A 24016-nucleotide genomic window follows, 5' to 3' on the forward strand; every position below is an offset into this window, starting at 1 on the left:
CGCCTTGCCCAGGGCGCTGCCGCAGTCGTCCAGGGGACGCGGTGCGGTCAGGGCCGGGGTGCGGTTACAGGGCCTGGGAGATACGTCGTCACCTACAACATGTCGTGCAACGTGTCGTGGGGCTCGGGATCGGGCACGGCCGGGTGTGCGGGCGGCAGCGCGTGCTGGCCGCATCCAGGCGGCGCGGCCCGGTCCGCTACGCGGGTGATGCGGCCCGTCCTCCGCGTGTCATAAAGTCAAGATTCGTATGGATATGCGCTTTTAGGTTCAGTGAATTCCATCCGCCGTATCCGGCGCACCAGCCTGGCCGTGCTCTGCACCGCCGCCCTCCTGCCCCTGACCGGGACCGCGACAGCCCAGCCCGGGCCCTCCACACCCGCCGACACCCGTGCGGGCGTCCTGCGCGAACGGGTAACCGACCTCGACCCCGGCGACTACCAGTGGCTGTGTACATCGGCAGCCGGCGGCGCGGGGCTTGCGGCCGGTCCTGCACTGGAGCACACCTTCGACCTGTTCGACGACGTGCGTCTCGTCATGGTCGAGGACCGGCTGGATCGCGACGGCGCCTCTCTGACCTGGTCCGGCCGCCTCAAGGACGATGCGAACACCCGTATCCGACTTTCCGCCCACGGCCTGTGCGACGGCGACGCGGACCCGAAGGCGGACGCCGTCGAGGCCCACATCAACCACGGCAACCGCATCTACCGCCTGTCCATGGTCGCTGGTGCGCCCGGCAAGGTCCGAGTCACCGAAGAGGATCCCGCCCTCTACCCGAAGCCGGTCGTCGAGAAGAACGCGCCCATGGCCCAGCCCGTGAGCGCCGAGCTGCTGCGTGCGGCTCAGCGCAAACTGGAAGCACGCGGGCGGTCGTTCGCCGTCCCGGTCACCATCGACGTGATCATCGGCTACACCCCGGCCGCGCGGGACCGGGTGGGGGGTGAAGCCGCGATCAACGAGCGGATCCGGCTGTCGGTGGCCATGCTGAACGAGGCGTTCGCCACGAGCAAGGTCGCAGCGAGCGTCGAGCTGATCGGCACCTACGACACCGGCTACCGCGGCAAGCAGACCGCCGCGCTCATGCGGCCCAAGATGGCCGACCCGCTCGACGCGGACCTGGGCCGCAAGGCAAACCAGCTCCGCGAGGACTTCGGCGTCGACCTCGTCTCGGTCATCAACAGCGCACCCGGTGAATCCTCCGGACAGGGAAGCCTGCCCGAGCCGTTCATCCGTCCGGGCAGCGACAAGGACGCCTTCTCCGTCGTCGATGTCGATTCCCTGGTCCAGTGGTACAACCTCGGCCACGAGATCGGCCACAACCTGGGCCTGTGGCACGACCGCGAAACCCTGCGCCAGCAGGGCTACCCGGTGGACGACACGACCAGCTCCACCCCGTACGGCTTCGGGTTCATCACCCGCAACCAGAACTACGCCGACCTCATGGCGTACAAAACCTCCTGCAAGGTGTACTGCGAAAACCTCAACCAGTACTCCGGCCCCGACGGCCGCACCCCCGACGGACAGCCCATGGGTGACGCCAACAACAACGCCGCCGCCACCGCCCGACTCACCGCACCCATCGTCGCCGGCTACCGCACCCTCAACGCCCGCAAGAGCGAAGTCCTGCGCCACACCCTCACCCTGAGCGCCACCGAGGGCGGAACCGTACGGGCCGCCAGTTTCGGCCCCTACAAACCCGGCACCCGCGTCACCGTCATCGCCGAAGCCACTCCCGGATTCCGGCTCGCCCAGTGGATCGTGGCCGGACAGACCTACAACGCCGGCGGAGGCGACCGCATCAGCTTCACCATCGGCGCCAACACCGACATCAAGGCCGTCTTCACCCGCGTCTGACCCAACGACCGCAACAACCTGTCCCGGGACCTCATGAGGTCCCGGGACAGGCGCGACACCCTCGCACCGACGGCCCGCTCTCAGCGGGAGATCCGGCCAAGGACCGTCCCGCAGATGGTCCCCGGGTTGGAGGAGCGCACAGAATATGTACATTCATCGCAATTAGGTTCATTCCACTCATACCCGTGTTCTTCTGCGTCCGTGCGGCGGTATGGAGGGCGCCGCACGGCCATATAGGCCTGCGGAGGCGGCAGCCTCTCGGACGAAGTGGTCCATGACGGGCTGAAGAGGGGTCACGCCTCTGGGCTGGCCGATCCCGTCCCGGCCAGAGCAGCAGCAGTCAGAGAGGCAAGCCGATGCTTCCGTTCCGGACACAGGCCGTCGTGTCCCGGGCCACGTTCAGCGTGGTCACCCTGGGACTCACGATGTCCATCTGCCCCGCCCACGCACTGGCGGCAGGGACACTTTCAGGGACCGCCGTGCACGCGGAGGACGCCGCACGTGCGGCCCGCGCCCTCGCCGCCGCGGCCTCCGTACCCGGTACCGTCGTCTCGCGGAGCGCCAGCATCGTGCGTGCGCAGCCGACGACGAACTCCGCCGAGGTGGGCAGCTACCCCCGCGGTGCCACGGTCCAGCTCGACTGCGAGGTCCTCGGTGAGAACGTCGAGGGCAACCCCGTCTGGTACAAACTGGCCAACCGCACCGGCTGGATGAGCGCGCGCTACGTCGACAGCTCCCGTACGGTGCCCCAGTGCGCGGCCCCGCAGGGACCCACCGGACCCACCGGCCCGCGCGGCAGCACCGGGCCCACCGGCCCGCGGGGCAGCACCGGAGCCACCGGCGCCCAAGGCCTGCGCGGCAGCACCGGCGCCACTGGGGCAACCGGCGCCACGGGTCCGCGGGGGCCGGTCGGCGCCACGGGACCGCAGGGCGTACAAGGCGTGCAGGGCATTCAAGGGGTGCAAGGACGCCAAGGGCTCACCGGACCGACCGGGCCCCAGGGCCAGGACGGCCTCCTCGGCCTGCCCGGTCTCGACGGCGACCCGGGCGCAACGGGCCCGACGGGAGCCACGGGATCCAGGGGTGCGACCGGCGCGACCGGCGCGACCGGAGCCCGGGGGCTCACGGGGGCCACGGGCCCGACGGGTGCCACCGGCCCGGTAGGCCCCGTCGGCCCGACGACGGTCCAGTCCGCCAGCTACACCGTCCCGGCCAACTCCACCGCCCACAACCTCAGCCCCAACTGCCCGGACGGCCAGGCCGTGACCGGTGGCGGTGCCACGGTCAACAATCAGGAAGCCAAGATCCGTATCACCGGGAGCGCCCCCAGCGACGACCGCAGGGCCTGGGGCGTGACCTTCGTCAACGAAGACGCCACGGACCACGACGTCGTCGTCCACGTGGTCTGCATCCCCGTCTCGCAGTAGCCGCCAGCAACACCGACTGGCCTCCTGAGCAGGTCGCTGTCCGGAACGCCTTCGCCTGCCACTGGCTGCGTACCGGTGGGCCCATCGAGTCGCCGCGCGGCGCGGTGGGCCCGCAGGCACGGGACCTCCCGCTGAAGCCGGTACAGACAGGCAGGAGAACTGCCTGTCTGTCCCTGGCGGATCCCGGCCGCCGCCGGCTACGTGGGCTGGGAACGCCTTCCCTCCGCAGCCTGTCCACGGACGTGACCCGTCCTGGGGCGGCGAGGGGCGGAGGACAGCCGGGTGTTCGGTGCGGAGCCGCTTGCTACGTCCCCCTCACGCGGCGGGCGTGGCGCAGCCGAACCCCATCAGGCGGGCAGCAGCATCGCTGCGAGAGCGGGAATCAGGCGGTCAATGACAGCGGGGGTAAGTTCAATGCCGTCGAAGTACAGGCCAGCCCGACTGCGGAGTTGCGTGCTGGCCGCAGTCCTTGCACTCTGCGCGCTGAGCACCCCGGCATCGTCAGCCGACGGCGTCCCGGCCGGTCGCCTCGTGGCGGAGGTTCCCCGCGTCGCGGTCACCGACCAGGCCGCCCGCGCGATCGTCGTGCTCGACCCGGAACAGATCCGCACCTATCTGGCGGGCCGCCGGCGGGTCGGATACTGGAGCTGGTCGGCCGATGACGACCTCTCGCTGGCCAGGCTGTCGCCCGGCAGGTCCTGGACGAACCCCTCGGAGGCCAAGACCCGCTCCCTGGACGGCTCTCAGTATCTCCTGACGACCGCTTCCGGAGGGCTCGCCGCCGTCGTGCGCTACCCCGACGGGAAGGTGCGCTGGGCGGCGAACACAGGCGCCGGCAACGCCCACAGCATCGAGCTCATGCCCGACGGAAACGTCGCCGTGACCTCCACCACGCCCGGCACCGTCCGTCTCTACACCGCCTCCCAGGGTTCCCGCAGCACCGCCTACACCAGCTACCGGCTTCCCGGCGCGCATGGTGTCCACTGGGACCCCGCCTCCCAACGCCTGTGGGCACTGGGAGCCAACCAGCTGATCTCCTTCGGCATCACCGGTACCCCCGCCTCCCCCCATCTGGTGCCCGACGGTGCGGTGACGCTGCCCACCAGCGGAGGCCACGACCTCGCGCCCGTCCTGACCCAGCCGGGACGGCTCTGGGTGACCACCAGCAGCAAGGTCTACCAGTACGACCTCGCCAAGAAGGAGTTCGTCGGCTACCCGGATCAGGCGTCGATCAGCCGCAAGGACGTCAAGAGCATCAGCGACGAGCCCGTCACCCGGCAGGTCCTCACCGCGATGCCCGAGCCCGGCAATCCGTGCAGCTGGTGCACCAGCACCCTCACCTTCCACAGCCCCGACTACACCCGCCGGCTCGACGGCATCCAGCTCTACAAAGCCCGCTGGTGGACCACCCAACGCCGGTAGAACGCAGGGCCGCTCTCCGAGGCCAGGACGCCGCGCAGTCCGGTGACGCAGAGCCCGTCGAGCTGGGCCGGCCTGTCGGCGTCGGGAACGCGACCTTCGGCAACCCCTGCGTCCATCAGGGAGGTGCCCGGGCGGACGGGTCGCCGGTGGCCGGGAGCGGGGCCGCGAGCGGGAACGTGCGGGAGCGGGCGGTGGAAGCCGTGCTGTCGCTGAGCGGTGGAATGGTCCCGCTGCTGCGGCAGTGGGTGGGGGCCGAACCGGACTGCGGGCTGGCGCGGGGACTCCTCGCCTTGGCGGCCGGTGACGGGTGGGACGACACCACGCTGAAGGAGCAGTTGGTGATCGCGCACCGGGACGCGCTGGGTGCCGGTGCGTGGGAGGCGAGCGTGGTCTACGGGGTGTTCCTGCACACCCACCGGCAGTACCGGCTCGCCGCCGATCATCTGGTCGGGCACTTCGGACGCCGGCCCGCCGATGAGGTGGCCGGGCTGATGCTGGGGGTGTTCTCGGCCTGTGAAGACGCCGGATACCGGGTCGCCGGCGAAGCTCTGGTGGAGGAGCAGGCAACGGTGGCGGGCCCGGACGACTGGGCATGGACGGGCTGGCTGGCCGCGGCCCGGGCAGAGCAGGGCCGCGTACGGGAAGCACACGCGCTCGCAGAGCAGGCACTCGCCCTGCATCCCCGAGCGGGGGTGGCCGCTCACGCCATCGCGCACACCGAACACGAACCGGGCGTCGGGCCCGCTGCCGCCTCCTTCATCGACCAGTGGCTCGCGGCCGACCCGCAGGCCGTGCAGACGCGGCATCTGAGCTGGCACGCCGCGCTGCAGTCCATCGCCTGCGGCGACTTCGCGGACGCACGCCGCCGTGCGGATGAGGCACTGCCACGGCAGGACGTCGGCATGCGGGCCGCGACGAACTGGCGCCTCCTACTGGCCGGACAGGAACCGGCCGGCCGCAGCGACCCCGCGCACATCCGAGAACTCCGCGACGCGCCAGGCGGGATGGCGGAGGTCTTCCACACCTTCAACCTCGCTCTCGCCCTGGCGGTGGAGGCCGCCACCGACGACCTCCACGCGCTGGCCCGCCTGGCCGCCGCCGACCCGCGAGCCGAGTACCGCGAGGTCCTGTCCCCCGTCGTGCGGGCACTCGCCGAGATCACCGCCGGCAGCCCGGCCGCCGCCGTCGGTCTGCTCAGTGGGCTTGACGAGGACTGCGAACGCATCGGCGGAGTACGTGTGGAGCGCGAGATCATCCAGGACACCCTCGCCCGCGCCCTCGCCGACACCGGCGAACACACCATCGCCGCTCACCTCCTCCACCACCGCACCGCCACCCGCCACCACCACGCCTACGAAGACCACCTCCTCACCACAGGCACCACGAAGGGCGCGGCCCCGGCCTGAGCGGGCTCAACGGACAACCCAAGGCTCCGCGGGCCGCCACGTCGGCGACCGCTCCCGTCAGCCGGTCCTCGCGGAGCACGGGATCGCCGGCCCGATGGCCCGATGGCGACCGTGGCCCGTGCGTGCAGGCATCGTTGGACTCCGCCTCTGGCGAGAGCCGGCGGGTCAGGCCGCGGAGGAGCTGCTATCTGAGGTACTTGTCGAAGAACTCCGTCGCGTAGCGGATCGCGACGTTACGTTGCTCGGCCGGCGTGAGCTGCTGGGGGCTGCCGGTCCCGTTGGTGCTCTCGCACCGGCCGCCGGGACGGTTGCGGTGCTCGACGGCGACGTCATCCGTCGCGAAAGCCGGACCGGTGCCGGGTGTCCAGACCGTGTTGAAGAAGTTGTGGTTTCCGCCGGGCACATCGTGCTGTTCGACGTGAGGGTTGCCCGCGGCCATCGCTACGGGGATCTTGACGTCCTCCCACAGGGCGTCACAGGTTCCAGCGATCACGGCGAGGGGGACTCGGGTGATGCGCTCCTTCTTCGGGTCGATGCCGTTCATGGCGGGGGCAAGTGCGAGGGTGGCCCGGAGGTTCACACCGGGCGGGAGCTTGTGGCTGTCCAGGGCCTGGGCGAGGACGCCACCGCCGCCGCGGGAGTGACCGAGCGTGCCGACGCGCTCCAGGTCCACGTGATCCTTGAACTGCTTCAGTTCCTGCAGTGGACCCGCACCGGCAGAAAGCTGCTTCCACATCTCGAGGTGCTTGTCGAGCAGGGCTGCACGGGCGATCTGCCCCTGGTCCTTCTCCTGGGCCTGAATGCCGTTGGCCGCGACCGACAGGACGATGTAGCCCTTCTCCGCCAGAGCTTCGGCAAGGTAGGAGTAGCCCAGGAAATTGTTCACGGATACGGCGCCCTTGGAGCACGGCCAGCCCCCGCCCCGGACCGGCTTGTCACCAGCGGCGCAGGTGTCGCCCCAGCCGTGCAGCATCATGATCAACGGGTGCTTGCCCGTCCCCAGCTCCCGGGGATAGGTGACGGCAGCCTTCAGCTCGGTGCGCTTGCCGCCCAGGCCCGGCGGCGCGAACGCGGTGTCACCCAGGTCGTAGGTGAGCTCGGCCGACCGGGCCGTCCCCTCCTGTGTCGAGAGCTTGGGGGCCGAGGCGACCGCCTTGGGCTGAGGACTCCCGCAGGAGACCAATCCCAAGGCTGCGACTGCGGCAGCCGCCGCCGGCAGACCGCGGCGCAGGGAACGAGGGGGCATACGCATCGGTGAGCACGCACTTTCAAGGTATGGATCTTCTGCTACGGCGGCGCCTCGGCCCGCGAGCACCTGAAGGACCTCTCGAAACTACGCAACCCCGCCATCAAGGGGGTATCAGGCAGTACACCTGCGCGTATCAATAGGCGGCAGCTCATACCCGGTAGTGCGCCGTGCCGTGCCGTGCCGCGCACCGCGGTCCCGGGTGGTCAGGGGCGTACGTCTCTGGCCTCGAACCGAACGGGACCGAGTTCGAGCGTGAAGGTGACCTGCTGGCCCTCCGAGAGGCTGCCGGACTGGCTCCGTAGATCAGCACGGACCACGGGCACCGGGACCTCGGAATTCAGCGGAATGATCTCACCACGGCCCTGCTCGCGGTCCCACCACCGCACGAACCCCGTGATGCGCTCCTCCGGCGTGCCGGCCTCGCTCATCGCGCTCTCCCGCCTGGACGCCGCTCCTCGGAGCACCCCGGCACCCAGCGCCCGGGGTAGCTCCCTCCATGGAGGTATCGTCCGCTTTGCCCGGTTAATCTGCGAGGCGAGCCCAGAGGATGAACAGACAGCCTCCCCGTGCACACAACGCCCGCTCGTGCCACCGGGGGCGCCGCCGCCACACGGCCCGCCGAGGGATTCCCGTGCCTGCCCTGCGGTGGGGTGAGGGCAGACCAGTTCAGGTCAGACCCGCCGCCTCGATGTCAGCCAGGGCAGCAGGCAGTTCGCAACCGCCGGCCGCCGGACGGATGTAGGCGCGCCTCATCGTCCGCGGTGAGCCGGTGTAGGTGGGGATCTCCTCGCAGACCACGGCCATCAGCAGGCCCTCGGTCCCGGAGACGGTATCTCGGACGAGTCGGCCGAGCAGCGGATGCCGCTCGTGGCCGTCCCCCCTCACCGCGACACCTTCACCCGGTTGTGGCCGGCCAGGACCCGGTCGCGACGCCGCACGGCCCCACGGGCGGGCCGGCACGTGTGCTGCAGGCCGGGTCCGGTGAGGTGCGGGGCGCAGCTACAGGCCGCCTGCTCGTGGCCTGCGGGGCAGGCGGGGTACAGAGCGTCCGGGGGTATGCGCATGAAGGCCCCTTTCCCATCGCATACAGCTGGCTGCCGGTGCTTCGGAGCCGGGAGCCCGCCGGATTGGTCCGGGAGGAGAAGAACTACACGCGACCCCGCGATCGCGATCCAGCTCTGCTGCGCCCGGTTCGGCGGCCGCTTGGGGTGCCAAGGCGACCGTCGGCGGTCCGGGCGGGCACTCCGGCGGAGGCTGGGCCGTGTGGGACGGCTCAGGTGCGCTGGACCGCCGTTCCGGTCCGCGGCAGGCTCGTGTACACGGAGGCGAACGCCGAAGCCGCGGCATCGATCGAATAGCGCGCCCGGACCGTGGCACGGGCGCGGCGGGTCATGGCGTCGACGACCGCCGGGTCCAGCTCCAACAGCCGCTCCAGCCCTTCGGCCAGGGCTTTGGATGACGAGGTGTCCAGGAGGATTCCGTTGACCGAGTCCTCCACGTAGTGCGGAATACCGCCCCGGCCGGTACCTGCCACCGGCAGGCCCGCGTCCATGGCCTCCAGCACGGCAATGCCGAACTCCTCCTTCGCACTGGGGCAGACGTAATGAGCTCGAGCGGTGGTCCCCGGGCCGGCCAACGCCCGTTCCAGGCACCGGACCTCGTTGTTGGACATCGCCGGCACCAGCGCCAGTCGAGCGGCAGCATCCGGGTGCTCGTCGATCAGGTCGGCGATGGCCGAACGCACCGCCCGTTCCGCTGGATCTCTCCCCTCCGCCCGGGCGGACCCGCCCACCACGACGAGGGTCGAGCGGAGGTGGAGGCCGCATTCGATCCACGCCCGGACCAGGACATGCTGCTGCTTGAGCGGGTGGAGGCGCCCCACGGTGAGCAGGAGGGGCAGGCCGCGCGCGGCCGGGTCGAGCGCCGAGGGGAGTTCGGTGGCGAAGAGACCGTCCAGGAGATTCTGCCGTCGCACTGCTTCGTCGGCGGCGGGCCGGTAGGCGGTGATCCCCTCCTGAGGCGCGCTGGGTCCTTCCCCACCCCTGACGGCGGCGAGCTGCGGGAAGTAGCGGATCAACTCGCCCGTGCCGCCACGGCCGGGGATACCTACGACTTCATCGGCACGGTCGACGAGCCGGTCCGCCGCGAAGACGCGGTGCAGGTCCTGGCGCAGTTCCTCCGCTCCGCTCTCGCTGGTCGCCGTGTGTCCGGCGTGCCGTTCGCTGACGCGACGGTGCGGGTCGGGCGTCGCGGTGAAGATCAGGCGTGCGCCCAGCTGCCGGGCGGCTTCGGCCACCGCGAGGGATCCCTCGTCCGCGTACCTGACGTGGACGAGGTCCGGTCGTCGGCCCAACCCTTCGAGGACCCTGTTCGTCCACCAGGTCAGACCGGTTCCGGCGGGAATTCCGGCAGTGGCGGTGTCGTGAGGGGCGGTCGGCAGAGTGAGCGTCCAATGGCCGGCTCCCCTGACGCGCAGGAGGTCGGGCTCCTCCCCCAGTTCACGCGCGTCCTTCGTCACCAAAGTGATCACCGCATCGATACCGCGCGTGCGCGCGAGTGCGTCGCCCAGGCCGGCGAGCAGGACCCCGAGACCTCCGCTGCTCCCCTCCCCCGGGCTGTCCATCTCGCCGAGCAGCATCGACTGGACCACCAGCAGGCCGTCGCCCTTCGGAAAGGCAGGAGATTCGAACAATTGGCGGCCGCCGGCGGCCGCGAGCAGCAGGCGTTCGTAGGCGTCGTCGGCCGTGCCGGGCGGCGGAAGGATCCGGCGCAGATCGGGGTGGCCCGCGATGTGGCGCCACAGGGCGAGTCTGGCCGGTCTGGCGTTGAGGGGCTGCCGGCGGGCCAGGTCAGCCCATTGGGCCGGTGCCAGCACGTTCAGGCGCCCCGCGGTGGCGAGGTCGATCAGGTGGGCCAGGGTCCCGGGATCCGTGCAGCGCAGGATCTCCTCACGCAGTCCGCGTCGGACACGCTCGGTGTCATGGAGGGGAAGCGACAGGGGCCAGGCCTCCATGACCGTACTGCGCAGCCGGTGGTCCCCGCGCAGCGCTGCGGCCAAGAGCTCTTCGGGTGCGGGGGCCCTTCGGAGCCTCAGGTCGCGGCGCAGGGAAGCAAGCCTCTCGTCGAGTGGATCGGCAAGGAGACGGACCGGACGCTCATGGCGCCCGTACTCCGTGTGCAAGAAGGACGCCAGGATGCCCGGGGTGGCGGGAATCCGCAGTGCTGCCTCGGGAGCCCAAAAACTCTGGCGGGCCGCTACGAAGGGGTCGGTCCCGTCCTGCGGGGTGTGTGCGTCCATGGGGCGCTGCTCTCGCTCGGGCGGATGGTCACCTCCCCTTCCACCAGGCCCACGACTTCGGATGCGGACGAATGTCCGGCCCACTGCTGCGTCCGCATGTGGGGCCGGTACGGAAGAGGACGCGACAGCCGTCTGCCGGAAGTAGGTCCCCCATGCCCCGCGTCACCGTGATCGCTCCTCCGTTCCACTCGCACGCTGCTCCCTTGTCCGTGCTGGCCGGCGAGCTTCGTGCGGCGGGTGCCGAGGTCACGTTCGCCTGCGCGGAGGGTTTCGCAGCGCTGGCCGAGGCCGCGGGGGTGGCATTCGCGCCGCTGACGGTCGGCCGCAACGCGAACACGGGCATCGCGCGGCGCACGGTCCAGGCCGAAGGTGAGGCCGGACGCCTGGAGGAGTTCTTGGAGGCGACCCGGGACGGAGCCGTTCCTGCCCTGTTGGTCCAGGCCCGGCACCGCAGGGCAGACATGCTGGCCGAACCGGAACGGGTCCTCGAGGAGCTGCGGGCGCTGCACGCCCGGCATCCGGCGGACTGGTACGTGGTGGACCAGCTGAGCTACGCCGCAACACTGGCCCTGCACTGTCTGGACCTGCCGTACGCGACCTTCTGCCCCGGCCATCCCAGCTATCTGCCGGCCGAACCGGGCGCCCTGTTCGGCGTTCCCTACGCCTGGCCGCAGGCGGTGCGGCCGACCGCCGCGGACCTGCAGACGTTGCGTGGAGAGGCGCAGGCGAACGACTTCTCCTTCACCGCGCTGTTCGCACGGTTCATCGCCCGCCACGCTCCGCACCGACCGGTACCGCGCCGGGCGTTCGCTCTCTGCTCCCCCCACGCCGTCGTACTGAACTATCCGCAGCTCGACTGGCTGCCCCGACGCCCCGAAGGCCCGGCCTACGTGTTCAGCGGGCACCTCACCCCCACCGGCACGCTCGACCCGGGTCCCTTCTGGAACGCCGAGGTGGTCCGGCTGCGCCGAGCGGGCCCGCGCCTGGTGCTGGTCGCGCTGGGGACGTTCCTGTCGGCCCGGGGGGACGTACTGGAGTCGGTGACCCGGGGCATTCTCGCCGAGCGTCCCGACACGTCGGTGATCCTCGCGGCCGGGGACCAGGCAGCGGCACTGGCGGGTCTGGCGGGCCCCCGGGTCGCGGTGGCCGCGACCGTACCGCAGCAGGCACTGCTCCGGCACGTGGACGCCATGGTCCACCACGGTGGCAACAACTCCTTCACCGAGTGCCTGGCCGCAGGCGTGCCCGCCCTCGTGCTCCCCTTTTCCAGCGACCAGTTCTCCGTCGCCCACGACGCCGAAAGGTCTGGCGCGGGCCTGTGCCTCGACCCGCACCGGCTGGACCCGAAGGAAGCGGGCCGGGCGGTCTCCGCACTTCTGGACGCCCCCGGGGACGCCCTCGAGGAACTGCGCGGGCACGTACACGCACACGGCCCCCGACGCGCCGCTCGGGAACTGACCGCCCTGATGGCCTGACCTCGAGGCAATCGTCGCGCAGGCGGCTTCCATTCCCAACCGCGGAGCCCTGATCTCCGGGGCGGGGTTCAAGCGGTGCACGAACGGTGCGAGGTGCGGTCGGGCGGCCGGCGCCGGACGGTTGAGGAGTAGGTACGACCTCGTCTGGCGGAGGAGGCACCATGAGCGCCCGTCCTGTTATGCCGGAGGAAACGCCGTCGGCGGAGGGCTCCACGGCCGAAGCGCACCAGGAACGACCTGACGGCGGGATCTGGGAGCACCCCTGGTTCTTCCTGGGGCTGATCGTGCTCGGCACCGTCCTCGTGGCGGGCTTCTTCGTGGCACGGATCGCCGGCCTGTAGGCCGAGGGGACCGACATGGACGACCGTGCACCTGCGTCCGGGCCGGACCGGGGGGAACGGCTTTGAACGCGACCGGGAGATCGGGCCGACCCGCCGAGTCCGTGTGGAACTACCCCCGGCCGCCGCGGCTCGAGGCGGACGACCGTCACGTGGTCGTCGACTTCGCCGGGGTCCGCATCGCCGACACCCGCCGCTCGGTCCGGGTGCTGGAGACCAGCCACCCCCCGGTCTTCTACGTTCCGCCCCAGGACACGCGCCAAGATCTACTCCGGCTGTCCGGTACCCGAACGTGGTGCGAGTGGAAGGGCGCCGCCACGTACTGGGACCTGCGGATCGGAGGCAGCGCCGGGGTCCCTGACGTGGCATGGAGCTACGAGGATCCCTCCCCCGGATTTGCCGTGCTCTGCGGCTTTCTGGCCTTCTACCCGTCCCGGGTGGACAGCTGCCGGGTCGGGGACGAGGAGGTGGTCGCGCAGCCCGGAGACTTCTATGGGGGCTGGATCACCTCCGAGGTCAAAGGGCCGTTCAAGGGCGCACCGGGTACGCGGGGGTGGTGATGCCCGTGATGCCCGACCGAGCCGCTGCCGGACCGGCCGCCTGCGCATCCGGCAGCGGCTCGGCAGGAGAAGAGGAGGCAAGCAGCAACGAAGCCGTATCCGCGCGGAAGAGATGTCGGGCCGCGGCGCATACAGGCCGCGCTGCGCGTCAGAAGTCACCGAGCACAACGGGAGCCGGCCGTGGCACACTCCGGGACACCAGCACCGATGCCGGCTGCGGCCCGCCCGCACTCGAGGCAGTGGTGGGCCCTGGCGGGCTACCTCGCCGTAAGTTACGGCGTCGCGGCACTCGGAGCGCTGGCCTCCGCCGATGCGGGTGAGGTGTACGCGGCCCTGGTCCGGCCCGGCTGGGCCCCGCCGGCCTGGCTGTTCGGGCCCGTCTGGACGGTGCTGTACGGGATGATGGCCGTCGCGGCCTGGCTCGTCGGACGCCAACCGGATCGTCCGCACGTGCGGCGGGCCCACATGTGGTGGTCGGTGCAGCTCGTCCTCAACCTGGCCTGGACCCCGCTGTTCTTCGCGGCCCGCCAGTTCGGGGTCGCCCTGCTGGACATCGTCCTGCTGCTGGCCGCGCTCGCCACCACGGTCGTCCTGTTCTGGCGGCTGAGCCGCACTGCTGCGTTCCTGCTGGTCCCCTACCTGGTGTGGGTGGCCTTCGCGACCGCCCTCAACGCGTCCATCTGGCAGCTGAACCCGTAAAGGCCCGCCGACTTACTCCGCGAGGGCCTCGGCGTCGCGCAGGAGGAGCCCGGCACCGTTGCCTGGTTCGCCGTGCGCCTGAACGCGACCGCCTTCGCGATCTTCGACGTCTTCCCCGACGCCTCCACACGCCAGGCACACCTCGAAGGCCGACTGGCCGCGGCCCTGATGCAACGAGTCGGCGAGCTGTTCGCGCAGCCGCCTTCCATCGAGCGACTCGACGTCCTCGCGCACAAGCTGCCGTCCAGGGCTGCGGCACGCTGACGCCCTCAGCAGCACAACGCCCGGGGAGGCCACCACGAGGGCGTGCCGGCCGGGCCTGCGCGCCGGCCGGGAGGGGGAGGAAGCCGGTTGGTCGCGGGTCGGCTACTGCTCCGCGTCCATGTGGAGGCGGACGGTGGTGCCCCGGTCGCGGGTGGAGCGGATTTCGACGAGGTCGCAGAGCTGGTGGGCGAGCCAGAGCCCGCGGCCGCCGATCTGGCCTTCGGAGGGACGGGTACGTCCGGCCATGACGTCGCTGATGTAGCCGGCGTCGCGGAACTCGCACAGGAACGTGGCGTTCTGGGTCCAGGCGCGCAGGGTGCCGTGGCCGCCTCCGTGGCGGATGCTGTTCGTCGCGATCTCCGTGACGGCGACCGCCAGCTGGCCCAGCCGGTCCTCGGACACGCCGGCCTCCGACGCGCTCTGGGACACCTTCGAGCGGACGACGGCCAGGTCCCCGTGTGTGTACCTGAGCTCGAAGGACGGCTCGCGGGGGCCGGTCAGGGCATCGAAGGCGTAGTCCTCGCCCGCGAGGTAGTCCTCGTTGGGCGCGTACATGTCGTTGCGGCGAATCAGCGGGTGGCAGCGGGAGATGGCGGCCAGGGCGTCCGGGTCCTCGTCGGTGTCGTCGTAGGGGCACAGCATCGACCAGGTGGAACTGCGCGCGAAGGCCCGGTTCAGCAGCCATTCGTGGTAGCGCAGCTCCGCGAGGTGCGCGGGGTTGCGGGCCTGTCGCCAGGCCGTCTCGCCGATGCCCCGTACCGGGGTCTCACCTGCGCCGCGCTCTGTCATCCAGGCCGTCCAGGCGGCGACGAGCCGCCCGGGGTTGGGTCCGGCCGTGACCGTGTCGACAAAGGTGACCGCGGGTTCGTCGGCGAGTTCGTCGCGCAGCAGGACGGTCTTGTCGGAGGGGACGGCGACGACGACCGCCTCGCCTCCCTCGAGAGCTTCGTGGATGAAGCCGAGGGTGCCGGCCAGGAAGTCCTGTTCGCCGCGGTAGGGGTAGAGCTCGTGCCGGAAGCCGGCTTCCTTCCGGCCCGACGGAGTCGGGGGCAGCGTCGTGGTCATGGCCCCATCACCACCGGAACGCCCTCATGCGCGTATCCCGCCAGTTTCCAGCACAGGCGCACGGTCTCGTTCGCACCGTTGACGAGGATCCGCCGGTCCGGGAGATGGCGGGCGGCGTCGACGAGCGCGTGCATCCCGGCCGCGTCGATCATCTCCAGGGCATCGAAGCGGAGCCTCAGAGCGGGTGCGTGGACGATCGCGGCCTTCGCGGCCGTGTTGAAGGCGTCCGCGCCCTCGGAGTCGATCACGCCGTCCACGCTCCACTCGTCCGTGCCCGTGCTGAACATCCGGAAGGCCGGACGCACCGCCCGTCTGCCCACCTCGTGCGGATGCACGCACGCCACCCGCTCCAGGGCCAGCGGGTCCCACAGCGACGGGTGGAACGCGCACACCACGATCGCTCCGCTCTCGGCCGCGAACTCGTCGAGCTTCAGCTCCTGCGCCAGCAGCTCCTCGACTCCGCCGTGCAGCGCCACCGGCGTGGGCTCGGTGAGGACCCGTACCGAACGGAATCCCTCACGGGCGGCGGTACGGACTTCCCGGCGGACGGCGGTCAACAGCGACGACGCGGCCGCCGGCCCGGGGAGGTCCAGGACCACCGAGGCCACGGACGCGCAGTCGCGCGGGAGCGGAGCAGTACCGGGCGACCCGATCACCACGACCTTGTCCCCGTAGAGGGCGCCGTCGGCCACGTACGCCCGCGTCTCCGAGAGGAGGGTGCCGGAGGGATCCATGAACCGGCAGACGTGGTCACCGAGCGTAACCTCATCCAGACTCGCCAACGTCCGCGCCGTCCGCACCGTGCCTCCTTTAGACCGCTCGGCCCGCCACGCCGGCCCCGGTAGAGCACCATACCGGGCGATCATGAAACCGGCCGGAGAACGACCGGAAGCGGGACGTCTCACACCATGCCGCCTGCCCCGTCCACGAAGGATCAACCCTCGCCCGACTGCGGAGACGGGCCGAAGGGAGCCGGCCTCGGCCGCCCCGCCCTCTCCGGTGCCGCTTCGACGGCCGTGCCGCCGCGCGCTGCCACCGGGGCGTCCGGCGCCGGCTCTCCGGGCGGAGGATCATCCGGTGGGCACGGGCCGCCGACCGGCGGCGGCCCGGCCGACGGGCCCGGTACGAGTCAGCTCGCGGCTCAGTGCTCGCAGAGGGAGAACTCCCGCTCATAGAGCTGCTCGTTGTGTTCGTCCACGAAGAACTTCCGTTCCCGCATGAGTTCCTCGCGGTACGTCTTCGCCTGCTCCAGCGTCATGGTCGACGCGTCGGACCAAGGCTGCTGCGGGGGTACGTCGGAGGTCGAGACGATCCGTTGCGCCGGGTCGACCAGGAAGAACGCGAGGATCTTGCGGTGTCCCGGGCGGGTGGGGTCATCAAGGCGGAACGCGTCCACGCGGTGCTGCAGGACGTTGGGGAACGCCAGGCAACGGCCCGCCGGGGTCGGTACCGAGCCGAGCGGCTGATTCAGCGCGTCCTCGTCCTGGAGGCCGTAGACCTCCCGCAATCCGGCATCGTCGTTCTGCTCGTAGTTCGGGTCGTCAAGCGCGGCCCGGAAACCCAGCCGGCTCTCGGTGGTGTTCTCGCTGTCCCAGTAGTAGATGCCGGTCGAGACGATCCGCTCGTTCAGCATGCCCTCGACGTGCCAGGAACCGCCGGGGTACTCGGGCCGGTCCGGGGTGAGGTGGACGGTGGCGAGCTTGACGATGACCTGGAGCCTGCTCCCCCGCAGGTCGACCCGGGTGGAGGCGTCGGGCACCGCGGGCGGGCTGTAGGCAGGGGCGTCCGGGACGATCGGACTGCGGTCCTCCCGCCAGGCCTCGTAGGCCGCTTCCCAGGCATCGCGGGCATCCATGTGGGCAGCGTCGTCGCTGTAGGCCGACCGGGTCGGATACTCAGGCTCCGAGTCGTACCAGCCGTAGGGATCGGCCTCGATCCGCAGGGGCCGCGGGTGGAGCAGATCGGTGAGCACGTTCTCGAACAGCGGGAGCAGGCGCGCCAGCACGTCCGGCAGGACGTTCGCCAGTGCGCGGTGCGCTTCGGGGTGGACGTTGTTGACGTACGAGCGGAAGGCGACGGCGCCGTCGTCGGTGACATCGACGTCCGTGGGCAGCCACTGGAACCTCTCCGAGAACTCGTACTTCGAGTAGTGGTTCGTCGGGTTCTGCCAGGCCCGCTCGGGGCGTCCGCTCGCCTCCCTCACCAGGCAGAACAGGGAGGGGTGTACGAGATCCAGCACCTGGCCGCCGGATCCGGGATGCCAGTCGCGCTCCTCTTCGGGGACCTCCTCCAGGACCCGGACCGCGTCACGCAGCCGGGACCCGAGCTCCTCGTCGACGAGGGTGTCCGACTGCCAGACCCCGTCGACCGCGGACACCTCGATGCCCGTGCGCGCGTCGCGCAACGCGGCGTAGTGCCCGAGCTCGGCAAGGACGTAGCGCATCTGAGCTCCGGTCAGGCCTTGCTCCACGGCCTCCTGCGTCCACCGGGCGACGATGTCGGCGTCCTTCATCTTGTCGAACCACGCGGGCTTGGCGCGCAGGTGCGAGCTGCATTCCATCATCTGCAGCTCACGCAGCGTCCGGGGTATCGCGAACGCCGCGGAACGGGAGGTCTGGAAGGGCAGCGGGAAGGCGGACTGGCCGGTCACTTCTGGTGGTCCTCACGGTCGGTGTGCGGTGCCCGGAAGAATAGCCCGGCCCACTGACACCGTGGCGAGCAGTCGAGTGGTCGGCCGGGCTCGCCCGGTGATGCGGGCGGCGAGCTCGCCCAGGGGGTGCGGGTCGTGGGGGGGAGGGGGAAGAGCAGGGCCGTCGAGACGAGCGTCGAGCTCAGGTCGATGCGGTGCGTGGGCGGATGCGGTGCGCGGTCCGCAGTGCCTGTTTGGCGGCGGTTGCCACGCGGCCTCCGAGGGCGGTTCCGGCGAGGTCGTGGGCGGCGAGGCGTTCCAGTGCCGGCAGGGCCCGGTCGTCGGCGGTGGAGCCGAGAGCGCGGCAGGCCAGTGCTCGCAGGTCCGGATCGGGATCGCCGGTGAGGGCGATCAGGTCGTCCACCACCGGCGGGCCGAAGGCGGCGATCGCCGAGGCGAGATGACCAGCCTTCGGCTTCCGGCGTTCCACCATGGCCTGCCAGAGCACGGCCAGTGCCCGGTCGCCGCCGATTTGGCCGAGCGCCAGGGCGGCCCTGCTGCCTACCCGGTTGGCCCCGTCGTCCAGCCGGGCTGCCAGGGCGGGTACGGCGGCCGGTTCCCCGAAGATGCCGAGCGCCTCGCAGGCACCCTCGCGGACCATCGGATCGGGATGCTCCAGCAGGTCGATGATCAGCGGAACGGCCCGGCGGAACCCGAGTTCCGCACAGGCGAGCGCCGACCACCGCACCCCGCGGTGCCCGGTGTCGGCGAGCGCGCGCAGGAGGCCCGGCTCGACGCTTGCGTCGCCGAACAGGGCGATCCGGTTGAGGGCCTTGGTCCAGACGGTGACGTCCTGCGTCCGGTGGTCGGAGGCGATCTCGGACAGGGCCGCCCGGGCCTGCGGATGGCCGAGCTCGGCCCACTCCAGCAGGGCGTCGATCGCCCGCAGCCGGATCGTGCGGTTCCCGCTCAACTCGGCGGCGTGCACGGTGACGAGGGATGCCGGACCGTCCGGTGAGTGGCCGAGTGCGTCCCCGAGCGGGCCGGCGAGCGGTGGTTCGAGCTCGGCCAGCCGCAGGGCCAGTGGGCCGATTCGGGTGCCGACGTCCGCGTCGTACTGGCCGTCGCCCCGAAGGTTCGCGGCCAGCTTGGCGACCGTACGGAACAGGAGACATGCTCGGTCCGACGGGGAATCAGCGAGGGCGTCGAAGCGGCCGGACATCGCCGCGGTGACGGCGGCCGGCGTGCGACCAGTGGCCTCCAGGACCGCCTCCGCCCAGGCCAGTGGCTCGCCCTGACGCTCGTAGAGTTGGCGACCCCACAGCCGGAGGACGGCGGCGTCTCGGTGGTCGGTCATTCCAGGATCGTTCCAGCAGGGGACACCGACAGCCAGCGGGTTTTACGTCGCCCGGCTTCGACTCGGATTCGTGCCGTCCGTCCGGCGACCGCTCAAGGACGGCGACCTGTCGCAGTCCCGGCAGGCCGAGGGCGCACCGCCTTCGACACCAGCTCCGCGACCGCCGTCAGCGCGCCGTCCAAGAACCTTCTCCCGAGAGGAGCAGGTGCGGAAGGCTCAGGCTCCTGCCTGGAGGCGGAGGCCTGCCAGGGTCAGTTCCAGGCCTGCGAGGAACTGCTCCTTGTCGTCGTGCCCGTCGAACTCCTCCACGATGTCGTGCACGAAGGGATACTCCTGCGCGTTGAGCGCACGCCACGTCTCGGCGTAGCGCCCGAGGAACTCGTCGCGGTCCACGGTCCCGTCCAGTACCTGCTGGGGCGGCTCCTGGCCCATGTCGGCGGCGTTGGCGACCACGACGCCCACGATCGCCGACACCGCGTGGAACCGCTGCCGTGGTGTGAGGTCGAGGCGCAGTGTCTGGCGGCCCAGTTCCTCGTAGAGGCGCAGCGAGTTGCCCTGGACGTCGATGTTGCGCATGAAGCGCGCGCCCAGCCAGGGGCGGTCCACGATCGCGTCGAACATCCTGACGGCCATCACGCGCAGGTCGTCGATCGGATCCGCGCTGCCGGTCTGCCCCTCGATGGCGGTCAGCACCCCGCCCAGCACATGGTCGACCGCGCGGTCGAGCAGGTCGTCCTTGCCGGAGACGTACCAGTAGATGCTGCCGACTCCGGTACCGAGCCGCGCCGCGAGGGCACGGAGCGTCAGCGCCGGCTCGCCCGCCTCGTCGAGCAGGGCCACGGCCGCGGTGAGGACGGTCTCGATGGAGTGCGAGGCGCGTTGGCGTCCTCGGGAAGGACGGTCGGCGGGGCGTTGGCGCGGGCCTGTCATGGTGCCCATCAAATCACAGCTTGCAGATTTATCGAACCTCGTTCTATTGTCGAACGTCGTTCGATCGTCGGCGACGTTCCGAGAGGAGGCCGCCATGACCACCACCAGCGCCACCGAGGCCGCCGCGCCACGCACCTATCCGTCCCTGCGCGCGGCATGGATACCCCTGGCCGCGCTCTGCCTGGCCTTCTTCGTCGAGATGGTCGACAACACGCTGCTCTCTATCGCGCTGCCCACGATCGGACGTGACCTCGGCAGCGGCACGACCGCACTGCAGTGGGTCACCGGCGCGTACTCACTGACCTTCGGCGGCCTGCTGCTGACGGCGGGATCGATGGCCGACCGGCTGGGACGCCGGCGTGTACTGCTGGTCGGCCTGGCGGTGTTCGGTCTGCTGAGCCTCGGCGTCGTCGCGGTCGACAGCGCGGGCGAGCTCATCACCCTGCGCGCCGGCCTCGGCATCGCCGCCGCGGCGATGGCCCCCATCACCAACTCGCTGGTCTTCCGGCTGTTCGACGACAAGAAGCTGCAGATGCGCGCGATGACGCTGATGATCATCGTCGGCATGTCCGGCTTCGTACTGGGCCCGCTGCTGGGCGGCACGGCCCTGGCCCACGTCAGCTGGCAGTGGCTCCTGATCGTCAACGCCCCGATCGCGCTGATCGCGGCCATCGGCGTCCGCCTCGGCGTCCCGGCCGACCGGCCGCAGGACCTGACCCGCGACAAGCTCGACCTGCCGGGCGCGGCGTTGAGCGTCACCACCATCGGCCTCGCCTGCTACTCGCTGACCAGCGGCGTCGAGCACGGCTGGCTCTCCGCGGTCACGCTCGCGTCCGTCCTTGGCGCGGTCGGCGCGGGCATCGCGTTCGTACGGCACGAACACCGCAGCACCTCGCCCATGCTGGACCTGCGCCTCTTCTCCAACGGCACCGTCCGCGGCGCCGCCATCGCGCAGATCGGTACGTCCATCGCGATGGCCGCCGTGATGTTCGGACTGATCCTCCACTTCCAGTACGCCTACGGCTGGAGCCCCGTACGGGCCGGCCTGGCCAACCTGCCGATCATCATGACCATGATCGCGGCGACGCCCCTGTCCGAATGGCTGGCGGGAAGGTTCGGCCACCGCACCGCCTGCCTCACCGGCGCCGCCTGCCTTGCCGGCTCACTGGCGGGACTTTCGTGGGGCGTCTCCCACGGCTACTTCGCCATCGCCCTCTGCATGATCGTGATGACCATCGGGCTGCGCACCGTCATGACCATCTGTGCCATCGCCCTCGTCGACGCCATGCCGAGCAACCGCACGTCGATCGGCACGGCGCTCAACGACACCGCCCAGGAGGTCGGAAGCAGCATCGGCACCGCCGTCGTCGGCACCCTCATCGCCGTGCTCGTCACCACTCAGCTCCCCGAGGGGACTTGGAGCGCCGAGCTCGTGGCATCGTTCTTCCACGGCGAGCGCATCACCTATGCCGTGCTGGCGGCCGTCGTCGGCCTGATCGCGGCGGGCGGCGCGCTCACGCTCACCGACTCCCGCACCACCGAAGAGCCCGCCTGACACCCGCGGCTCACGGGCGGGTGCAACCGTGCCCGGACGGGGGCGGGATCGTGGACGGCGGCGGCGACCAGGCGACCAGGTCGACCAGCGCAAGCGCGAGGCCGGTGTGACATCAACGGCGCTGCCAGTAATGCGACTTCGGGCGTAGGCGGTACCCTCCTGAGGTGGGAGGGGCGGTCCTCCTGAACGGTGACGATCCGCCAGGACGGCCTGCATAGCCTCGTCGCCATGAACCGACGCAGAATCACCGTCACCGCCTGCGCCTTACTCGCCCTGCTCCTGCCGCTCCCGCTCGCCGCCGCGAGCATCGCGGCCGCGCCCGGCAGCGCCCCCGGGGCGCAGAGCCCCCGTACCTCCGCGCCGGAACTCCCCCGTCCCACCGGACCGTTCCCGGTGGGACGGGACACCCTCCACCTCGTGGACCGCAGCCGCACCGACCCGTGGTCCGGATCGGGTCCGCGCGAGCTCATGGTGACCATGAGCTACCCGGCCCGGCCCCATACCGGAGCGGCCCCCGGGCGCTACCTCACCGACGAGGAGGCCCGGAATCTGCTCATCTCCCGCGGACTGGACCGGGCGATCCCGGTGGAGACCCTGACGGGCACGAAAACCCACTCCAGGCCGGGGGCCCGGCCCGTCGACGGCCGTCGTCCCCTGGTGATCCTTTCGCCGGGCTTCACCGCCCACCGGGCCACCCTCACCTCCCTGGCCGAGGACCTGGCCTCGCGCGGCTACGTCGTGGCCGCCGTCGACCACGCCTACGAAAGCGTCGGTACGGCCTTCCCCGGGGGCCGGGTGCTCACCTGTCTGGCCTGCGAACAGACCGGCGGGGAGGCGGGCTACCGCAAGGTGACCGACACCCGCGCCCTCGACGCGTCCTTCCTCCTCGACCGGCTCACCGGCCCCCGCCCGGCCTGGCGCCACGCCGACGTGATCGACCGCGGCCGCATCGCGATGGCCGGCCACTCGATCGGCGGGGCGTCCGCAGTGGCCGCCATGGCCGTCGACAGCAGAATCCGCGCCGGAATCAATCTCGACGGGGGCTTCCACACCCCCGTCCCCGACGCCGGACTCAGCGGGCGCCCGTTCATGCTGATCGGCGCGCAGAACAACGCCCCCGGCGGGGACATGACTTCCTGGGACCGGGAATGGCCCAAGCTCGAAGGCTGGAAGCGCTGGCTCACCTTCGCGGACTCCGGCCACTTCACCTTCACCGACTTCCCCGTCATCGGTGACCAGCTGGGCCTGCCCGACCCGGACGCCCCGCTGCCCGGTACCCGCTCCGTGGAACTGACCCGCCGCTACGTGGCTGCGTTCCTCGACCAGCATCTGCGCGGCCTGCCCCGGCCCGTCCTCGACGGCCCGTCCGCCGACACGCCCGAGGTCCGCTTCCACACCCCCTGACCGGAGAGCGCGGAACACGGTCACCGGGGCCGGGGCCCGGCCCGGTCGATCCCCCCGGGCATCGCCGATCAGGGCAGGGCGGGGGCGGGTGCGCGCAGGCAGGTCGCGTCCTCGCTGGGAGGTGCACCGAACTGGCGGCGGTACTCGCGGCTGAACTGCGACGGGCTGTCGTACCCGACCTGATGCCCGACCCCGGTGACATCGCGCGGGTGCGTGGCGAGCAGCAGCCGGGCCTCCTGCAGCCTGATCTGCTTCTGGAACCGGATGGGGCTCATCGCCGTCACCGCCTGGAAGTTCCGGTAGAACGCGGAGACGCTCATCCCGGACAGCCGCGCCAGGTCCTCCACGCGAAACGGTTCCGCGTAGTGCTCCCGGATCCAGCGCACGGCCCTCGAGACATGGCTGAGACTGCTGTCGGCGAGACCGAGCTGGCGCACCGCGCCGCCCTGCTCCCCGGTGATCAGCCGCCAGAGGATCTCGTGTTTCACCAGCGGGGCCAGCATGGTCCGGTCGCGGGGCTCGTCGAGCAGGCGCAGCAGTCGGACCACCGCGTCGAGCAGCGCCTGCGGGGCGTCGCTGACGGCGATGCCGGGCCGTGCGGTCCCACCGCCCCGCGGGGTGTCCCCGGGCCCGGCCCGCAACAGCAGCTCGGCGACGGCGGAGGGCTCCAGGGTCAGACCGAACCCGAGGGCCGGGAACTGCGGAGTGGCTCCGATGAACTGACCGGTGACCGGCAGGTCCACCGAGGCGACCAGGTACTGTCCCGCCCCGTACTCGAAGATCCGGTCGCCGTGTGCGAGGCGTTTGGTGCCCTGGGCGATGACGGCCAGCACGGTCCCGGAGGTCGAGGGGGCCGGCGGGTCGGACCGGTCCACCTTCGAGATCAGGACCCCGTCGATCGGGGTGGTCCAGTCGGCCCGGGCGTGCCGGGCCAGCAGGGTGCGGAGCTCTTCCAGGCACATGCCCCCATTCCAGCACGCCACCGATCGCTGATTCCCGTTGGCAGGAGGATCGTGCAAGTCATCGATCGGATCGTTCTAGCGTCCTCGCAGGTCAAAGTCATTGAATGGAGATGAAGGCAGCAGAG

20 protein-coding genes and 1 pseudogene are annotated in these 24016 nt (G+C 71.1%); 11 read left to right on the forward strand and 10 right to left on the reverse strand.

Annotated elements, in window-relative coordinates; all coding sequences use genetic code 11:
* Positions 1-270: 270 nt before the first annotated feature.
* The 4 genes from ACIA8F_RS24325 (at position 271) to ACIA8F_RS24340 (ending at position 6106) form a co-directional block, all read left to right on the forward strand.
* Complete coding sequence (locus ACIA8F_RS24325; RefSeq protein ID WP_399381764.1) at positions 271-1851, forward strand: reprolysin-like metallopeptidase; 1581 nt, start codon at positions 271-273, stop codon at positions 1849-1851.
* A 383-nt stretch (positions 1852-2234) separates the two neighbouring features.
* Positions 2235-3278, forward strand: a complete 1044-nt coding sequence (locus tag ACIA8F_RS24330; protein ID WP_399381765.1) for an SH3 domain-containing protein — start codon at positions 2235-2237, stop codon at positions 3276-3278.
* Positions 3279-3692: 414 nt separating this feature from the next.
* Positions 3693-4700: a DUF6528 family protein gene (locus tag ACIA8F_RS24335; RefSeq protein WP_399381767.1), complete on the forward strand. Its 1008-nt coding sequence runs from the start codon at positions 3693-3695 to the stop codon at positions 4698-4700.
* A 191-nt stretch (positions 4701-4891) separates the two neighbouring features.
* Positions 4892-6106, forward strand: a complete 1215-nt coding sequence (locus ACIA8F_RS24340) for a hypothetical protein (RefSeq protein ID WP_399381769.1) — start codon at positions 4892-4894, stop codon at positions 6104-6106.
* A gap of 184 nt (positions 6107-6290) precedes the next feature.
* Here the strand turns inward: ACIA8F_RS24340 and ACIA8F_RS24345 are convergent, their stop codons facing one another.
* The 4 genes from ACIA8F_RS24345 to ACIA8F_RS24360 form a co-directional block, all read right to left on the reverse strand.
* Complete coding sequence (locus ACIA8F_RS24345; protein WP_399381771.1) at positions 6291-7295, reverse strand: alpha/beta hydrolase family protein; 1005 nt, start codon at positions 7293-7295, stop codon at positions 6291-6293.
* 263 nt (positions 7296-7558) lie between these two features.
* A complete protein-coding gene (locus ACIA8F_RS24350) occupies positions 7559-7783 on the reverse strand; it encodes a cold-shock protein (protein ID WP_399381772.1) in 225 nt (74 codons plus the stop codon).
* A gap of 238 nt (positions 7784-8021) precedes the next feature.
* Positions 8022-8240, reverse strand: a complete 219-nt coding sequence (locus ACIA8F_RS24355; RefSeq protein WP_399381774.1) for a hypothetical protein — start codon at positions 8238-8240, stop codon at positions 8022-8024.
* Positions 8241-8628: 388 nt separating this feature from the next.
* Positions 8629-10413 (reverse strand): glycosyltransferase family 4 protein, encoded by a 1785-nt coding sequence (locus ACIA8F_RS24360; RefSeq protein ID WP_399381775.1) that lies wholly within the window; start codon positions 10411-10413, stop codon positions 8629-8631.
* A 449-nt stretch (positions 10414-10862) separates the two neighbouring features.
* On the opposite strand from ACIA8F_RS24360, the gene ACIA8F_RS24365 reads away from it, so the two are divergent.
* The 5 genes and pseudogenes from ACIA8F_RS24365 to ACIA8F_RS24385 all read left to right on the forward strand — a co-directional run.
* The gene (locus tag ACIA8F_RS24365) at positions 10863-12128 is read left to right on the forward strand and encodes a nucleotide disphospho-sugar-binding domain-containing protein (RefSeq protein WP_399381864.1); all 1266 of its coding nucleotides are present in this window, start codon (positions 10863-10865) and stop codon (positions 12126-12128) included.
* A 161-nt stretch (positions 12129-12289) separates the two neighbouring features.
* The gene (locus ACIA8F_RS24370; protein WP_399381777.1) at positions 12290-12469 is read left to right on the forward strand and encodes a DUF6480 family protein; all 180 of its coding nucleotides are present in this window, start codon (positions 12290-12292) and stop codon (positions 12467-12469) included.
* A 62-nt stretch (positions 12470-12531) separates the two neighbouring features.
* Positions 12532-13026, forward strand: coding sequence for a DUF427 domain-containing protein (locus ACIA8F_RS24375; protein WP_399381779.1), 495 nt, complete (start codon positions 12532-12534; stop codon positions 13024-13026).
* A gap of 207 nt (positions 13027-13233) precedes the next feature.
* Entirely contained in the window at positions 13234-13725 is a 492-nt protein-coding gene (locus ACIA8F_RS24380) for a TspO/MBR family protein (RefSeq protein ID WP_399381780.1), read from the forward strand.
* A 15-nt stretch (positions 13726-13740) separates the two neighbouring features.
* Positions 13741-13989, forward strand: a pseudogene (locus tag ACIA8F_RS24385) (antibiotic biosynthesis monooxygenase); the annotation flags it as partial.
* A gap of 102 nt (positions 13990-14091) precedes the next feature.
* On the opposite strand, the gene ACIA8F_RS24390 reads toward ACIA8F_RS24385, so the two are convergent.
* From ACIA8F_RS24390 to ACIA8F_RS24410, 5 genes are all read right to left on the reverse strand, one after another.
* The gene (locus ACIA8F_RS24390) at positions 14092-15054 is read right to left on the reverse strand and encodes an anti-sigma factor RsbA family regulatory protein (RefSeq protein WP_399381782.1); all 963 of its coding nucleotides are present in this window, start codon (positions 15052-15054) and stop codon (positions 14092-14094) included.
* Positions 15051-15836 carry an MEDS domain-containing protein gene (locus ACIA8F_RS24395; protein ID WP_399381784.1) on the reverse strand — a complete coding sequence of 262 codons (786 nt, stop codon included), beginning with the start codon at positions 15834-15836 and terminating at the stop codon, positions 15051-15053. Before ACIA8F_RS24395 ends, ACIA8F_RS24390 begins: the two co-directional genes overlap by 4 nt.
* Positions 15837-16195: 359 nt before the next feature.
* Positions 16196-17704, reverse strand: coding sequence for a DUF4246 domain-containing protein (locus ACIA8F_RS24400; RefSeq protein WP_399381786.1), 1509 nt, complete (start codon positions 17702-17704; stop codon positions 16196-16198).
* 181 nt (positions 17705-17885) lie between these two features.
* Positions 17886-19040, reverse strand: a complete 1155-nt coding sequence (locus tag ACIA8F_RS24405) for a HEAT repeat domain-containing protein (RefSeq protein ID WP_399381787.1) — start codon at positions 19038-19040, stop codon at positions 17886-17888.
* Positions 19041-19256: 216 nt separating this feature from the next.
* Positions 19257-19904: a TetR/AcrR family transcriptional regulator gene (locus tag ACIA8F_RS24410; protein ID WP_399381866.1), complete on the reverse strand. Its 648-nt coding sequence runs from the start codon at positions 19902-19904 to the stop codon at positions 19257-19259.
* 160 nt (positions 19905-20064) lie between these two features.
* On the opposite strand from ACIA8F_RS24410, the gene ACIA8F_RS24415 reads away from it, so the two are divergent.
* Positions 20065-21525 carry an MFS transporter gene (locus ACIA8F_RS24415; RefSeq protein ID WP_399381788.1) on the forward strand — a complete coding sequence of 487 codons (1461 nt, stop codon included), beginning with the start codon at positions 20065-20067 and terminating at the stop codon, positions 21523-21525.
* Positions 21526-21753: 228 nt separating this feature from the next.
* The gene (locus ACIA8F_RS24420) at positions 21754-22929 is read left to right on the forward strand and encodes an alpha/beta hydrolase family protein (protein WP_399381790.1); all 1176 of its coding nucleotides are present in this window, start codon (positions 21754-21756) and stop codon (positions 22927-22929) included.
* A 68-nt stretch (positions 22930-22997) separates the two neighbouring features.
* Here the strand turns inward: ACIA8F_RS24420 and ACIA8F_RS24425 are convergent, their stop codons facing one another.
* Positions 22998-23891 (reverse strand): AraC family transcriptional regulator N-terminal domain-containing protein, encoded by an 894-nt coding sequence (locus ACIA8F_RS24425; protein ID WP_399381792.1) that lies wholly within the window; start codon positions 23889-23891, stop codon positions 22998-23000.
* Positions 23892-24016 lie beyond the last annotated feature (125 nt).

The sequence above is a fragment of the Streptomyces sp. NPDC051563 genome (assembly GCF_044454225.1).
In the GTDB taxonomy this organism is placed as follows: Bacteria; Actinomycetota; Actinomycetes; order Streptomycetales; family Streptomycetaceae; genus Streptomyces.